Source organism: Ilumatobacter sp. (assembly GCF_965215205.1).
Classification (GTDB): Bacteria; Actinomycetota; Acidimicrobiia; order Acidimicrobiales; family Ilumatobacteraceae; genus Ilumatobacter_A.
Genome location: NZ_OZ244049.1, coordinates 987,257 through 1,001,418, shown reverse-complemented (window position 1 = coordinate 1,001,418; position 14,162 = coordinate 987,257). Strand labels below are relative to the sequence as shown.

Genomic DNA, 14,162 nt, shown 5'->3' with positions numbered 1-14,162 from the left:
TGTCGAACGAGATCGTCCCCACCTCGTCAAGCCGCGCCCGCAACTCGAGGGCGAAAGATCCCCCGATCAGGTGATCGTACGTGAGCCGGCGGACACCGATGCACGTCGAACCCTGCTCAGGCTCGTGGGTCGGGTGGACGACCGGTCGGCGCCGCGTCGGCGCGGGACGTCGGTCAGGATCGTCCGGGGCGCTCGGCGAGGACCTCCGACAGCGTGTCGAGGATCCGGTCGAGCTCGTCGTCCGTCATCACCAGCGGCGGGCAGAACGCGAGCGCGGTCCCGACCGGACGGGTCACGACGCCGCGATCCAGCAGCGCGGCACGCGCGGGTGCGCTGTCCTCGAAGAGCTCGACCGCCCGGATCGCACCCACGCCACGCGACCCCCGGATCGCACCGTCGCGGCGAAGCGCCTCGAACCCGGATTCGAGCCGCTCGCCGATGGCCACCGCCCGCTCGCGCAACCCCTCGGCCTCGATGATCCCGATGTTCGCGATCGCCGCGGCGCACGCCGCGGGGTGACCGGAGTAGGTGTACCCGGTCCTGAGCACCTCGCCGGCGGGGTCCGCGAGCTCGGCGCCGACGTCGGACGAGACGATGACGCCGCTCAGCGGCTGGTACCCCGAGGTGACCCCCTTCGCGAAGCACATTAGATCGGGCCGCACCCCGAACGTCTGCGCCCCGAACCACTCACCGGTGCGCCCGAAGCCGCAGATCACCTCGTCGAACACGAGGAGGCTGCCATGTCGGTCGCACGACCGGCGCAGCGCCTCGAGGTACCCCTCCGTCGGCGGGTGCACCCCGCCGGCGCCCTGGACCGGCTCGGTGATGACCGCCGCGATCCGGTCCCCGTGCTCGGCGAACACGGCGGCGAGCGCCTCGAGGTCGTCGTGGGGCACCTCGACGAAGTGGTCGAGAAGGTCACCCCACCCCTCCCGGTTGGCGGCGATCCCCTGGGCCGACGTCCCTCCGAAGTTCGTGCCGTGGTACCCGTGGCTGCGCCTCACCACGATCTGCTTGTCGGGCCGCCCCCTCCGTCGCTGGACGAGGCGGGACAGCTTGAGCGCGGTGTCGACCGCTTCGGACCCCGAGCACGCCAGGAAGACCCGGCCGTCGGGGTGCGGCGACCGCGACGCGATCAGCTCGGCCGCCTCGGCGGCGACGGCGTTCGTGAACGGATCGAAGGTGTGGTACACCGCCAGATCGCGCAGCTGCGCGGTGATCGCGTCGACCAGGTCGGCGCGCCCGAAGCCGACCTGGCAGTACCACAGCCCCGCCATCGCATCGAGGTAGGTCGACCCGTCGCGCACCGTCAGCGTGCTGCCGCTGGCCGAGACGATCTCGATGAAGTCGGACTCGCCCTTCGACGGCGGTGCGAAGGAGTGCAAGAAGGCGCCCATGCGTCGCGATCCTCCCATCGGCGGGGGCGGCGCGCCAGCCCCCACACCGACATCGGCGCCTCGATCCACGCCCGGCCGGTCACCCCTCCCCGATCCGGTAGACGGCCAGCACCCCCGGTGGCGCCCCGGTCGCCCGACGAGCGGGCGGCGGAAGCTCGATCGGGTCCTCGAGGACGAACACCACGTCGATCCCGGCCTCCTCGAGCTCCGCGAGCACGGCCGCCGGGTCGTCCGATGCGAGCGGCGCGCCGAGGTACGCGCACCCGACCCGCGAGCACGTCCCCGCGAACCGCTCGAGTCGAACGCCGGTCGACGCCACCCGGTCGCCCGGCGTCACGTAGCGGGCGTCCTCGACCCCGATCGACGACGCGTGCTCCGCGCGCTCGGCCACCCTGGTCAGCGCGAGGACCGAACCGGGCACCGTGGTGATCGCGACGATCGCCGTGGACCACGCGACGAGCCGGCGCCGGCCACCCCGGGCGCGGGCACGCTCCAGGGCCCACCCCGCCAGGACCACCGCGAGCAGCAGGACGAAGAACAGGTACCTCCGCTCGACGAACGAGACGATGACGCCACCGGTGTACACCATCGCTGCCGTGACCACGTGCTCGATCGGCCGGCTCGCCCGACGGCGGGCGGTCACGATCACGGCCAGCGCCGCGACCGATCCGACGATCGCGGCCCCGACGATCGAGGTCACGCTCCCGGCGGCCCGCCGTGCGTTCCGAACCAGGCGGTCCGCACGCGTGTCCGGTGACATCACGCGATCGACGCTCGAGCCCGAAGGCGTCACCTCGCCCGCCGGGGCGGGCAGCTCCCCGTCGAACGGGACCCCGTCGCCCGCCCCGACCTCCACCGACGAGTACCGGTACGGGAAGCGCGACGGCTCCTCCCACGCCGACACCGCCGACGGGTTCGGGGGCTCCAGCAGGCCCGCCCACCAGAAGGCGTTGCCGGGCGACGCCGGATCCGCGACCGCCAGGTGGTACGTCACGGTCGTCGACACGGTCGGGGCGCCGTAGCTGATCGACAACGGGACGGACCAGGCGAGCACGACGACGCCGACCACCGCCGCGGTCCGTCCGGCGACGCCGAGCCCGGCATCCTCCGGGCGCCTGCGCGCTCGCCGTGCGATCGACCACACGACGAGATGGGCGACGACGAAGGGGAGAGCGAAGAACTTCGCGAGGAACGCGAGCGAGGCCCAGGCCCCGATCCTCCACCCGCGACGGGGGTTCGCCGCAGGCGCCTCGATGCCGTCTCCGTCGACGCGCGCCAGCTCGGTCAGGTAACCGAGGAGCAGAGCTGCGACGAGCAGGTCCGGGGACAGCAGGCCGTACGCGGCGTGCAGGACGAACGGGATGGCCGCGAGGGCCAGCGACGCCGAGATCGACGGTCCGACCCCGACCGCCTCGGCGAGCGCACGCAGCTGCCACATCACGAACGCCCCGATGGCCACCGACACGGCGAGCGCGGCGGGGAACATCGGCGCGCCGATCCACGCGGCCGGGACCAGCAGCCACGACAGCAGCGGTGACCAGTACGCGTTGAGGGCATCGCCCCAGCGGCCCTCCGCCCAGCTCTCAGCGATCGAGATGTACGAGACGGCATCGGTCCCCGGGCGGTCGGTCACGACGAAGGGCCACGCGACCACCGCCGCCACCAGGTAGGCGGCGACGAGAGTGGCCGGGCGCGCAGCGATCGGCGTGCGCGCGACGTCACCTGGTCGCGAGGCGCTGCCGGGTGAGGGGCCGGGACCCGATCGGCCGAGGGACCTCGGGCCCGTACGGGCCACGGCGCCGGAGGTGGGGACGGTGCCCGCCATCGATCCCGGTCAGAGCTCCCGCGTCCCCGTCGCCGCGACCGATCTCGCGAGCGAGCACGTCACGCAGCGGACCGTAGCACCGCGCCGCGTCGGGATCGCGACGACCGCCCGGTGCGTTCGAGCCCGTTCGCTCCGCTCAGCTCCGCCGCACCCCGGCACCGGGCCGGCGCTCGTCCTTCACCCGGTACATCTCGTGGTCGGCCCTGGCGACGAGCTCGGCGGCCTCGACCACCACGGCGGAGTGGCCGACGCCCACGCTCGCACCAACCGAGATGGGCCCGTGCGGAGCGCCGAGGTCGACCTCCGCGTCGAGCGCGGCGTCGATGCGCGCCGCGAGGTCGTGCGCTCGGTCGAGGCGGGCGATGCCGGGACAGGCGACGAGGAACTCGTCACCGCCGACGCGACCGACCCGGTCGCCGTCGCGCACCGTCGCACGGAGGAGGTCGGCGACGTGGACGAGCAGCAGGTCCCCGACGGCGTGACCGTGCGTGTCGTTGACCGCCTTGAACCCGTCGAGGTCGACGAACACGACCGCCACCCCGGTCGATTCGCGCCCGATCCGGGCGATCATCACTCCCAGCTCGTCGAGGATCGCCCGGCGGTTCAGGCAGCTGGTCAGGGCGTCGGTCGTCGCACGTCGGTGCAGCTGCTCGCGCAGCCGGACCCGCTCGGTGACGTCCTCCACGGTCGCGATCGCCCCGGTCACCGCCCCGCCCGCATCGGTGAGAGCACGGGTGCTGATCGAGCACACCACGGCGTCCTCGGTGCGACGGAGGCCGATCTCGAGTCCGTCCGTGCCGTGCTGGTCCGTGATCGTGGTCCGCAGAGCGTCGGTCAGGACCACCCGATCCGTCTCGGAGACGGGTGCGAACACGTCGTCCAGCGTCGAGCATCCACCGCGGCCGAGGATCGCCTCGAGTCGGCCGTTGGTCGCCACGACCTCGCCGGTGGGGTCGAAGTGGACGATGCCCACCGGGAGCGCGTCCGCCAGGCGGGTCAGCAACTGCTCACGTGCGCGGAGCCGCTCCTCGACGCTCAGGTCGCCGCGCTCCACCGCGCGCATCGTGGACCGGACGCAGGGGTTCTCCGGGTCCGCGAGGAGGTTCGTGTTGATCGCCTCCACCCAGACCCACTCCCCGTCGCGGTGCCGGTAGCGCCCGCGCCAGCGAACGGGTTCCCCCGGCCGTTCGATCATCTGCATCCACGCCTGGACCGCGCTCGGCTGGTCCGCTGGGTGGAGGAACTCCGTCGAGGGCCGTCCGATCAGATCGTCGGGAGCCCACCCGAGCATCCCCGTGATGTCGCCGCTGACGGCGACGATGAACGCGCTCCCGTCGCGATCGAGGTGGACGGGCGCGACGTACCCGACCTGCGCACGCGGTGTCGAGATCGCCGCCACGGTCCTTCATCGGTCGATCCCGGCGCGATCTGGAGCGGGGATCGACCGAGGCGCCCGTCGCGCGGCGCTCAGGACGCGGTGTCGCCGACGGTGTCGGCCACCGTCGCGTCACGGTCACCGATCGGCTGCTCGGGCCCCTTCGTCGTGTCGGAGGTCGTCTGGTGCTCCATCTCGGCGTTGATCTCGGCACCGACCATGACGACCAGAGCGGAGATGAACAGCCACAACAGCACCACCACGATCGCGCCGAGCGCGCCGTAGGTCTCGTTGTAGCTGCCGAAGTTCGCGACGTAGAAGGAGAAGGCGGCCGACGCGATCAACCACAGCACGACCGCGATGACCGCGCCCACGGAGGCCCACGACCACTCGGGGTCGTCCCGGTCGGGTCCGTAGCGGTAGAAGACGCTGAGCAGGACGGCGAACAGCACACCGCTGAGGACGGCCGCTCCGACGCCGAGGACGATCGCGAGGGCCCCCGACATCGCTGCCGCCAGGCCGAGGAGGGTCCCGATCAAGGCGACGAACACGATGAACAAGACGGTGAAGCCGAGCGCGATCCCGCGCTTCTTCCAGAACGGACGGTCGTCGGGGTCCTCGTCGTACGCGATGTTGATCGCCTCGATCATGTTGGTCATCCCCGACGACGCCGACCACACCGCGAGCAGGATGCCGATGGCGGCACCGACCCCGAGCGCCCCGGAGTCCGAGGACACCACCGCCCCGAGCTGGTCCTCGATGAGCGTCGAGAGCGCTTCGGGCACGCTCGACCCGAGCCGGTCCGCCAGCGAGGTCACGTTCGCCGGGTCGGCGACGAGACCGTAGATCGACACGGCGGCGGCGAGCCCGGGAGCGAGTGCGAGGAACAGGTGGAACGCGACCCCCGACGCCGACAGGGTGACGTGGTCCGTCTTCATCTCGTCCTTGACGCGCAGCGCGATGTCCTTCCACCCGGAGGCGGGGATCTCGTTCGGCTCGTCGGCGCGACGGCCCCGATCCCCACCGTCGTCGGCGCGGCCGCTGCCGGATCCGCCGCTCTCGCCCGATCCCCGTCGAGGGGCAGCCCCCTGGGGTCGGATGCGGTCCACGTCGTCGTCGTTGGGCACGGTCCGAGTCGTACCCGATGCACGAGCGAACGATTCGTCCGGGGCACCAGCTCCGCCTCGCCGGGCTCGACCGGGTCCACGTCGCGACGAGCGAACGGGACGAGCCGGCCCGGCCGCACCCGGAGCACCGACGACCGTCACGGATGCCGCGTCGAGCCGCTCCGATCCTGCTCGCTCTCCACGAACAGCAGCGCCGGCACCTCGAGCAGCCGTCGGATGCGCTGGACGAACGTTGCGGCGTCCCACCCGTCGACCATGCGGTGATCGAAGCTGGACGAGAGGTTCATCATCCGACGGGGGACGGCTGCGCCCTCGACCCAGGTCGGCCGGACCTCGATCTTGTTGACGCCGATGATCGCCACCTCGGGAGGGTTGAGGATCGGGGTGGTGGCGATCCCGCCGAGCGCACCGAGCGAGGTGATGGTGATCGTCGACCCCGACAGCTGGCGGCGGCTCGCGGACCCGTCGCGGGCGGCCGTCGTGACGTGCGCGATCTCCGCGGCGAGGTCGCGGACGTGCCTCGTCTCGGCGTCTCGGACGACGGGCACCATCAGCCCGCTGTCGGTCTGGGTGGCGATGCCGAGGCGGACGTCGTCGAAGACGGTGAGCTCCGACGCCTCGTGGTCGTAGTGGGCGTTCAGCGCCGGCTGCTCGCGACAGGCGAGCACGATCGCTCGACCGAGGAACGCCAGGATCGACAGGTGCTCCCCGTCCTCGGAGCCGAGCTCCCGCCGGAGGCGCTCGAGCTCGGTGACGTCGACCGCCTCGACGTAGGTGATGTGCGGGATCGTCGTCCACGCCGCCGTCATGCGGTCGGCGATCCGCCGGCGGACCCCGCGGACGTGCTCGACGCGCCCGGCATCGGTCGACGGGGCCGTCGCGCCCGTGCCGACGAGGACGCGGTCGAGGTCGTCGTGGACGACCCGGCCGTCGGGGCCCGTCCCCTCGATGGTCGCGAGGTCGATGTCGAGCTCCCGGGCCCGCCGGCGCACGGCGGGCGCGGCGAGCGCTCGGTCCGGCCCGTCGTCCGGCTCCTCGGCACCGCTGTCGACCGGGGTGGGCGAGGACGGTGTCGCGGATCGATCGGGGGCCGGGGGCGGGTCGGCTCCATCGGGGGTGTTGGGGTCCGTCGCGGCCGGGTCGGCGGCGTCGTCGGGAGCGGAGGTGGCCGCCGACGCCGCGGCGGGTGCGTCGGTGCCCCGTCGGCCGGCGCCCGGATCCTGCTCGCCGGTCCCTCCGCCCGGCCGGTCGGCGACGGCGACCGGCGGATCGACGACCACGTCCCCCGGGTCGACGTCGGAGTCCGGACCTCCACCGGTGTCGATCTCGACCAGTTCGCTCCCGACGGCGAGGACGTCGCCTGGCGCGCCGTGCAGCGCGACGACGACGCCCGAGACCGGTGGCGAGATCTCGACGGTCGACTTGTCGGTGAGGACCTCGACCAGAGCGGAGTCGGGGGTCACCTCGTCACCGATGGCCACCAGCCACTCGACGATCTCTGCTTCCGCGACCCCTTCCCCGACGTCGGGGAGCTTCATCGTGAACGAGCTCATCCGAGCGCCCCGTCGGCCGGCGCACGAGCGGAGGCGAGCGGACGAGCGACCCCCCGCGGCCGACGTGGGCGGCGAGCGCGACGGCCGATCACGCCGACACCACGTCGCGCATCGCCCGACCGACGCGGTCGGGCCCCGGGAAGTACGACCACTCGAGCGCGTGCGGGTACGGGGTGTCCCAGCCGCACACCCGGACGATCGGTGCCTCCAGGTGGTAGAAGCAGCGCTCCTGCACGGTCGCGCTCAGCTCCGCGCCGAAGCCCGAGGTCACGGTGGCCTCGTGGAGGACGAGGCACCGGCCGGTCTTGGTGACCGACTCGACGATCGCGTCGACGTCGAGCGGGACGAGCGTGCGCATGTCCAGGATCTCCGCGTCGATGCCCTGCTCCTGCGCTGCGGTCTGCGCGACGTGCACCAGGGTGCCGTAGGTGATCACGGTGACCTCCGCCCCCTCCCGGTGGACGCGGGCGGTGCCGAGATCGACGGTGTAGTGGCCCTCGGGCACGTCACCGAGCGGGTGCTTCGACCACGGCACGATCGCACGGTCGTGGCGACCGTCGAAGGGTCCGTTGTACACGCGCTTCGGTTCCAGGAAGACGACCGGGTCCTCGTCTTCGATCGCCGCGATGAGCAGGCCCTTCGCGTCGTAGGGGTTCGACACGACCACGGTCTTCAGTCCGGAGACGTGGGTGAACAGCGCCTCGGGGCTCTGCGAGTGGGTCTGGCCGCCGAAGATGCCGCCGCCGGTCGGCATGCGCACGACGAGCGGCGCGGTGAAGTCGCCGGCCGAGCGGTGCCGCAGGCGTGCGGCCTCGGAGACGATCTGGTCGTAGGCCGGGTACATGTAGTCGGCGAACTGGATCTCGACGCACGGTCGCATGCCGTACGCCGCCATCCCGATCGCCGCGCCGACGATGCCGGCCTCGCTGATCGGGGTGTCGAAGCACCGGTGCGCCCCGAAGCGCTCCTGCAGACCGTGGGTGCAGCGGAACACGCCGCCGAAGTAGCCGACGTCCTCACCGAACACGACGACCCGTTCGTCGGCCTCCATCGCGACCACGTGGGCGTCGCGGATCGCCTCGATCATCGTCATCGCCGTCACGTCGGCTCCACCTGGTCGCGCTGCTCACGCAGGTGGCGCGGCATCTCGTGGAACACGTCGTCGAACATCGAGCGCGGGTCGGGGGTGTCGCCGTCCTTCATCGCGCCGTGGGAGTCGGCCTCGGTGAACGCCGCCTCGACCTGGCCGTCGACCTCGGCCTGCAGCTCGGACTGCCGGTCGTCGTCCCACTCCCCGATCGCCACGAGGTGCCCCCGCAGCCGGTCGATCGGGTCGCCGAGCGGGAACGACTCGGCTTCGTGGTCGGGGCGGTAGACGGACGGGTCGTCGGACGTCGAGTGGGCGCCGCGCCGCAGCGTGATCCACTCGATCAACGTCGGGCCGAGGTTGCTGCGTGCCCGCTCGGCGGCCCAGGACGAGGCGGCGTGCACCGCCAGGTAGTCGTTGCCGTCGACGCGGATCGCCGGGATGCTGAACCCGTAGCCACGGTCGGCGAAGGTGGCCGACGCTCCGCGTGCGAAGTCCTCGGGGGTGGAGATCGCCCACTGGTTGTTGACGATGTTCAAGATGACGGGCGCCTGGTAGGTGGACGCGAACACGAGCGCGGCGTGGAAGTCGGACTCGGCCGTGGCTCCCTCGCCGATCCACGCCGAGGCGATCTCGGTGCCGCCGCGCAGCGCGGAGGCCATGGCCCACCCGACGGCCTGGATGTACTGGGTCGCGAGGTTGCCCGAGATCGAGAAGAAGCCGTGGTCCTTCGAAGAGTACATGACCGGGAGCTGGCGGCCACGCAGCGGGTCGCGCTCGTTCGACAGGACCTGGTCGATCATCGTGACCAGCGGGTAGCCCGACGAGATCAGCAGTCCCTGCTGACGGTAGGTCGGGAAGTGCATGTCACCGGGCTCGAGCGCGTGCTGCTGCCCGCACGCGATGGCCTCCTCGCCGAGCGACTGCATGTAGAACGAGATCTTGCCCTGCCGATGGGAGCGGAGCAGGCGGGCGTCGTAGCTGCGGACGAGCATCATGTTCCGGAGCCCCTCGACGCGCTCGCCGACGCCGAGGTCGGGCACCCACTCGCCGACCGCCTGCCCGTCGTCGTCGATGACCCGCACGAGCTGCTTGCGCATCAGCGCGATCCGCTCCACGTTCTCGTCGAGCGCGGGCTTGCGCATCTCGCCGGCCGCGCTGATGAACGGCACTCGATCGGGTTCCTCGTGACCGCGAGCCGGCGCCGGGATCCGCAACCGCAGGCCGGAGCCCGTTGCCGGGTCGTCGGGGGGTGTCGAGTCGGTGCTCATCGGTGGAACACGACCGTAATCCGGGACGTTCTCCTGTCAAGCCCGACTCGACCGCCGCGCCCACGACGTGTCGACGTCGTCGAACGTGGAGCCGACGAGACGTCGGACGAGGGAGGGAGCGGTCGCGCAGCGGATCAGCCCGCGAGGGCGGCCATCATCTCCTCGACCCCGCCCATGTCGAAGTAGTCCCGCCACAGGGTGATGAGGCCGCCGTCGTCCACCTCGAACACGCCGGCGACCAGCACGTCGAAGGTGCGGTCGCCGCGCACGAAGCGATCGGTCCGCTCGTTGAGCACGACGTTCCCCGTCGCCGCTTCCCGGTGGACGATGAACTCCACCGAGTCGAACCGGCCGATCATGCCCTCGGCGAACGCCTTGATCCCATCGGGTCCGAAGTTCTTGCCCATCGGCACGTTGTCGTACTCGACGTCGTCGCTCACGAGCTCGCACGCGCCGTCGAGGTCCATCGCGCAGAACCGGCGCATGAACTCGTCGACCGTCTCCAGCGGGGTCATCGCCGAACGGTAGCCGTTCGGCGACCCCGTCCCGGCGATCGCGCAGCTCGAGCGCGTCGACGGCGTTCAGATCGAGGTTCGGCTCTCCCGTCGGGCGCGTCGCGTCGTCGTGTCGTCGCGTCGTCGTGTCGTCGCGTCGTCGTTCACGTTCGGGTGGCGTCGCCGAAGCGGCGCATGTAGAGGGTCTCGCCACCGCCGACGAGCACCGCGAAGGCAGCGAACGACGCGATCACGACCACGTCGGTGCGGATCCGGTAGACGAAGAAGCCGGCGAACACGACGACGTCGACGACGATCGCCGCGACGAGGGGCGCGGCGTGGGCGCCGGTCTCGTGTCGCAGGTGCCGGAGGTGGCCGTAGTGGATGACCGCGTCCAGCGCGAGGTAGGCGAACGCGCCGAGCGCGGCGATGCGGGTGAGGTCGAACGCGACCGTCAGCGCGATCGCGACGGCGGTCGTGACGACGAGCGGCGGGGTGGCGAACGGGATCCGCCGACCGAGGGTGACCTCGGGGACCTCGTCCATGTCGCTCATCATCCCGAGCATCCGCGACGTCGAGTACATCGACGCCATCACGCTGGTCACCGTCGCGATCACCGCGAGCGCGGCGACGAGTCTGAACCCGACGGAGCCGAACACGGGTCGGGCGGCTCGGGCCAGCGCGTAGTCCCGAGCGTCGGTGATCTCGCCCAGTCCGAGGTTGCCGCGCACGGCGAGCGCGACCGACATGTAGACCACGGTGACGGTCGCGATCGAGATGATGATCGCCCGTCCGACGTCGCGGTCCGGATCCTCGATCTCGCCGCCGGTGTTGGTGATCGTGGTGAACCCCTTGTAGGCGAGCAGCCCGATCCCGACCGCGGCGATGAGCGAGTCGATCGTGGGAGGGTCGACGGCGCCGGATCCGGTCGCCGGGAAGTCGGCGACCCACAGGCACGCACCGGCGAACACGGCCAGGCCGCCGATCTTGACCACGGCCATCACCTTCTCGACCGCGTTGACCGCCCTGCTCCCGGCCGCGTTGATCGCGAACGACCCGACCAGGAGCGCGACGCCGAGCGCGACCACGAGGACCGTGTCGGTGTCGACGCCGATCAGCTTGGTGAAGTAGGTGCCGAACGTCCGAGCGACGAGGCTCTCGTTGAGGATCATCGAGGCCCACATCGCCATCGTGAACGTCGCGGCGATCGGCCCGACCCCGTACGCCTCGTTCAGGAACGTGCCGATGCCACCCGCCGACGGGTAGGTGCTCGACAGCTTCACGTACGAGTAGGACGTGATCGCCGCCACCCCCGCAGCGGCGAGGAACGCGAGCGGGAACCAGCGTCCGGCGGTGCCGGCCACCTGACCCATGAGCGCGAACACGCCCGCCCCGATCATCACGCCGGTGCCCATGGACACCGCACCGCTCAGTGTGATCTTCGAGTGCTGCTCGTCGCTCACGTTCCCTCCGGTTCGAGGATCCCGTTCGACTCGAGATCCCGGTCGACGGCGACACCGACCGTCACGCGGTCCGTCGCGCCGGGGGCGTCGCGGCGAAGAGCTACCCGGCCCCGTCGAGGCCGATTCGCGCTCGGCGCTCATTCGACCCGATGCAGCGGATGCGATCAGGCGACGACGGGTACGGACCGGTGCGGGCGGCACCGCACCGACACGGAAGGAGTCCCGATGAGGGGAACGACATGGAGGTGACCCCGTCGCGACGAGGTCCGGTGACCGCGACCGCTGCACGTGCGCTGCCCCGTCGCCGCTCCATCCCGCGCGACATCTACGCGACGGGAGTGGGGAAGAAGTACGTGATGGCGGTCACCGGGATGATCGGGATCGGGTTCGTGATCGCCCACATGATCGGGAACCTCAAGATGTACCTGGGTCCGATCACCGAGGGTGACGAGCGCGTCTACGACATCGACGTCTACGGCGAGTTCCTCCGAGCGATCCTCGTCCCGATCCTGCCCGCGGGGTTCGCCCTGTGGGGTCTGCGTGCCGTCCTCGTCGCGGCGGTCGCGCTGCACATCCACGCGGCGTGGGGTCTGAGCCGGATGAACCGGAACGCACGCTCCGTGAAGTACCTCAGCTCCCGCGACTACCAGGTCGCGAGCTTCGCGAGCCGAACGATGCGCTGGTCGGGCATCATCGTGGGCCTGTTCATCGTGTGGCACCTCGCCGACCTCACGTGGGGCGTCGTCACCCCCGGGCACGTCCCCGGCGGCGCGTACTACAACATCGACCGGTCGTTGTCACGGTGGCCCGTCGCCGCGCTGTACATCGTGGCCAACCTGGCGCTCGGACTGCACCTGTTCCACGGGACCTGGTCGCTGTTCCAGTCGATGGGGTGGAACAACCCGCACTTCAACCGCTGGCGGCGCAACCTCGCGGTGGTCGTGGCGGCGGCGGTCACGTGCGGCAACGTGTCGTTCCCGATCGCGGTCCTGGCAGGTGTGGTCGAGTACGACCCGTCCGCCGTCACCGAACCCATCGAGGACTCCACCACCTGAGACTTCCGGCTCCGACGGGAATGGCACCTCGCGAGACGGGTACTCGACGGTCCCCTCACGAAAGCAGCTCGACGATGGCCAGCGACAACACGATCCTCCGTTCGATGCACGACCTCGGCGCCGCCGGCTGGTTCGGCAGCGTCCTCATGGCAGCCGTCGCCACCAACCGGGCAGCCGGTGACGTGGCCTCGGCGACCGAGAGCGCCGACCGATCCGGGAGCGACGTGACGTCGTTCGACGATGTCGGGCGCGTCACGAACGGGGTGTGGGAACGGTGGAACCCCGTCAACGCCGGGCTGATCGCGATGCACCTCGTCGGAGCGACCGGCCTGGTCGTGGCGAACAAGGGGCGCCTGATGTCGCAGCGGGGCGTGGGAGCGTCGTCGACGGCCAAGACCGTCGTGACCGCCGCGGCGCTGGGTGCGTCGGCGTACGCCGGGATCCTCGGCAAGCGGATCCACGGCGCCGGTGTCGTCCCGATGCGCGACGGGACCACTCCCACCGAGACGACTCCCGACGACGTCGCGTCCGCGCTGCGCCAGCAGAACGTGCTGCAATGGGTCATCCCCGCGCTCACCGGGTCGATCATCGTCCTCGGAGCGGTCCAGGGCGAGCAGCAACGCGTGTCGCGGGTCGTCTCCGGCACCCTCGACCGGCTCAACCCCGTCCGCTGACGCGAACGGATCCCCCGTGCCCACGACCATCATCGTCATCGCGATCGCCGCGGTCGTCGCGCTCATCGCCTGGTTCCTGCTGACGAACAACGACGCGGAAGACGTGTCCGGCCACAGCGATCGCCCGGCCACCACGACATCGGAGGAGCTGTACGGCAAGGCCGATCGACCTGCCGGACCCGACCTCGAACCCCAGGACCCCGACGCGCTCGGCGGCGATCACCGCCCACCGAGCACCACCTGAGCTGCACCTCCCACCCGGACCGATGGTCGCCGCCGGACCGATGGTCGCCGATGGCCGGGTCCCGATCGGAAACCGAAGGACGGCGGGACGCGCCCGAACCGCCGTGGGGGATGGTCACGAGCCGCAGCGTCAGCGGCGACGTCGTGCGAGGTGATCGATCGCACGAGACACGGGGTGCAGAACGGCCAACGACGCGATCGCCAGCGCCACGGCGATCAGCGCAGCCGCCCACATCCCGAGCCCGCACGCGACGCCGACCGCGGCCGCGACCCACAACGACGCCGCTGTCGTGAGACCTGTCACGTCGCCTCGCTCCTTCACGATCGCTCCTGCGCCGAGGAACCCGACCCCGGCAGCGACGTAGGAGGCGATGCGGCTGGGATCGACCTGGACGGCGGAACCACCCGATTCGACGAACGGGACGAACGCCGCGACCCACAGCAGCGCGAACAGAGCGGATCCGAGCGCCAGCAGCATGTGCGTGCGGAGCCCCGCCTCGTGACCGGAGAGGTCGCGTTCGACGCCGATCAGCCCACCCAGCAGACATGCGAGCACGAGCCGGATGCCGATCTGCCACACGTCCACGTCCACCGGTCG

13 protein-coding genes are annotated in these 14,162 nt (G+C 71.3%); 3 read left to right on the top strand and 10 right to left on the bottom strand.

The annotated features are described in order from the left end of the window. Window positions 1–173: 173 nt before the first annotated feature. From ACOOHC_RS04740 to ACOOHC_RS04700, 9 genes are all read right to left on the bottom strand, one after another. Entirely contained in the window at window positions 174–1,397 is a 1,224-nt protein-coding gene (locus ACOOHC_RS04740) for an aspartate aminotransferase family protein (protein ID WP_420452863.1), read from the bottom strand. Between the two features lie 79 nt (window positions 1,398–1,476). After that, window positions 1,477–3,051 carry a hypothetical protein gene (locus tag ACOOHC_RS04735; RefSeq protein WP_420452862.1) on the bottom strand — a complete coding sequence of 525 codons (1,575 nt, stop codon included), beginning with the start codon at window positions 3,049–3,051 and terminating at the stop codon, window positions 1,477–1,479. Window positions 3,052–3,358: 307 nt separating this feature from the next. Then, window positions 3,359–4,621, bottom strand: coding sequence for a diguanylate cyclase (locus tag ACOOHC_RS04730; protein WP_420452861.1), 1,263 nt, complete (start codon window positions 4,619–4,621; stop codon window positions 3,359–3,361). Window positions 4,622–4,689: 68 nt separating this feature from the next. Further along, the gene (locus tag ACOOHC_RS04725; RefSeq protein WP_420452860.1) at window positions 4,690–5,724 is read right to left on the bottom strand and encodes a YihY/virulence factor BrkB family protein; all 1,035 of its coding nucleotides are present in this window, start codon (window positions 5,722–5,724) and stop codon (window positions 4,690–4,692) included. 137 nt (window positions 5,725–5,861) lie between these two features. Beyond that, window positions 5,862–7,277 (bottom strand): dihydrolipoamide acetyltransferase family protein, encoded by a 1,416-nt coding sequence (locus ACOOHC_RS04720; RefSeq protein WP_420452859.1) that lies wholly within the window; start codon window positions 7,275–7,277, stop codon window positions 5,862–5,864. 88 nt (window positions 7,278–7,365) lie between these two features. Continuing rightward, window positions 7,366–8,379: an alpha-ketoacid dehydrogenase subunit beta gene (locus ACOOHC_RS04715; protein WP_420452858.1), complete on the bottom strand. Its 1,014-nt coding sequence runs from the start codon at window positions 8,377–8,379 to the stop codon at window positions 7,366–7,368. Beyond that, a complete protein-coding gene (locus ACOOHC_RS04710) occupies window positions 8,376–9,635 on the bottom strand; it encodes a thiamine pyrophosphate-dependent dehydrogenase E1 component subunit alpha (protein WP_420452857.1) in 1,260 nt (419 codons plus the stop codon). Before ACOOHC_RS04710 ends, ACOOHC_RS04715 begins: the two co-directional genes overlap by 4 nt. Window positions 9,636–9,769: 134 nt before the next feature. Then, window positions 9,770–10,150 carry a limonene-1,2-epoxide hydrolase family protein gene (locus ACOOHC_RS04705; protein WP_420452856.1) on the bottom strand — a complete coding sequence of 127 codons (381 nt, stop codon included), beginning with the start codon at window positions 10,148–10,150 and terminating at the stop codon, window positions 9,770–9,772. 143 nt (window positions 10,151–10,293) lie between these two features. Beyond that, window positions 10,294–11,592, bottom strand: a complete 1,299-nt coding sequence (locus ACOOHC_RS04700; RefSeq protein ID WP_420452855.1) for an APC family permease — start codon at window positions 11,590–11,592, stop codon at window positions 10,294–10,296. Between the two features lie 269 nt (window positions 11,593–11,861). Here ACOOHC_RS04700 and ACOOHC_RS04695 point away from each other — a divergent pair, with 269 nt between their 5' ends. From ACOOHC_RS04695 to ACOOHC_RS04685, 3 genes are all read left to right on the top strand, one after another. Further along, the gene (locus ACOOHC_RS04695) at window positions 11,862–12,647 is read left to right on the top strand and encodes a succinate dehydrogenase cytochrome b subunit (RefSeq protein ID WP_420452854.1); all 786 of its coding nucleotides are present in this window, start codon (window positions 11,862–11,864) and stop codon (window positions 12,645–12,647) included. A 74-nt stretch (window positions 12,648–12,721) separates the two neighbouring features. Further along, window positions 12,722–13,321, top strand: coding sequence for a hypothetical protein (locus ACOOHC_RS04690; protein WP_420452853.1), 600 nt, complete (start codon window positions 12,722–12,724; stop codon window positions 13,319–13,321). Between the two features lie 16 nt (window positions 13,322–13,337). Then, window positions 13,338–13,565: a hypothetical protein gene (locus ACOOHC_RS04685; protein WP_420452852.1), complete on the top strand. Its 228-nt coding sequence runs from the start codon at window positions 13,338–13,340 to the stop codon at window positions 13,563–13,565. Window positions 13,566–13,694: 129 nt separating this feature from the next. Here the strand turns inward: ACOOHC_RS04685 and ACOOHC_RS04680 are convergent, their stop codons facing one another. Beyond that, entirely contained in the window at window positions 13,695–14,156 is a 462-nt protein-coding gene (locus tag ACOOHC_RS04680; RefSeq protein WP_420452851.1) for an MgtC/SapB family protein, read from the bottom strand. Between the last annotated feature and the right edge of the window lie 6 nt (window positions 14,157–14,162).

Bases quoted from the DNA above. Each gene is read 5' to 3' on its own strand.
- ACOOHC_RS04740 (WP_420452863.1), bottom strand. From the start codon at position 1,397: ATGGGCGCCTTCTTGCACTCCTTCGCACCGCCGTCGAAGGGCGAGTCC.
- ACOOHC_RS04720 (WP_420452859.1), bottom strand. From the start codon at position 7,277: ATGAGCTCGTTCACGATGAAGCTCCCCGACGTCGGGGAAGGGGTCGCG.
- ACOOHC_RS04710 (WP_420452857.1), bottom strand. From the start codon at position 9,635: ATGAGCACCGACTCGACACCCCCCGACGACCCGGCAACGGGCTCCGGC.
- ACOOHC_RS04705 (WP_420452856.1), bottom strand. From the start codon at position 10,150: ATGACCCCGCTGGAGACGGTCGACGAGTTCATGCGCCGGTTCTGCGCG.
- ACOOHC_RS04690 (WP_420452853.1), top strand. From the start codon at position 12,722: ATGGCCAGCGACAACACGATCCTCCGTTCGATGCACGACCTCGGCGCC.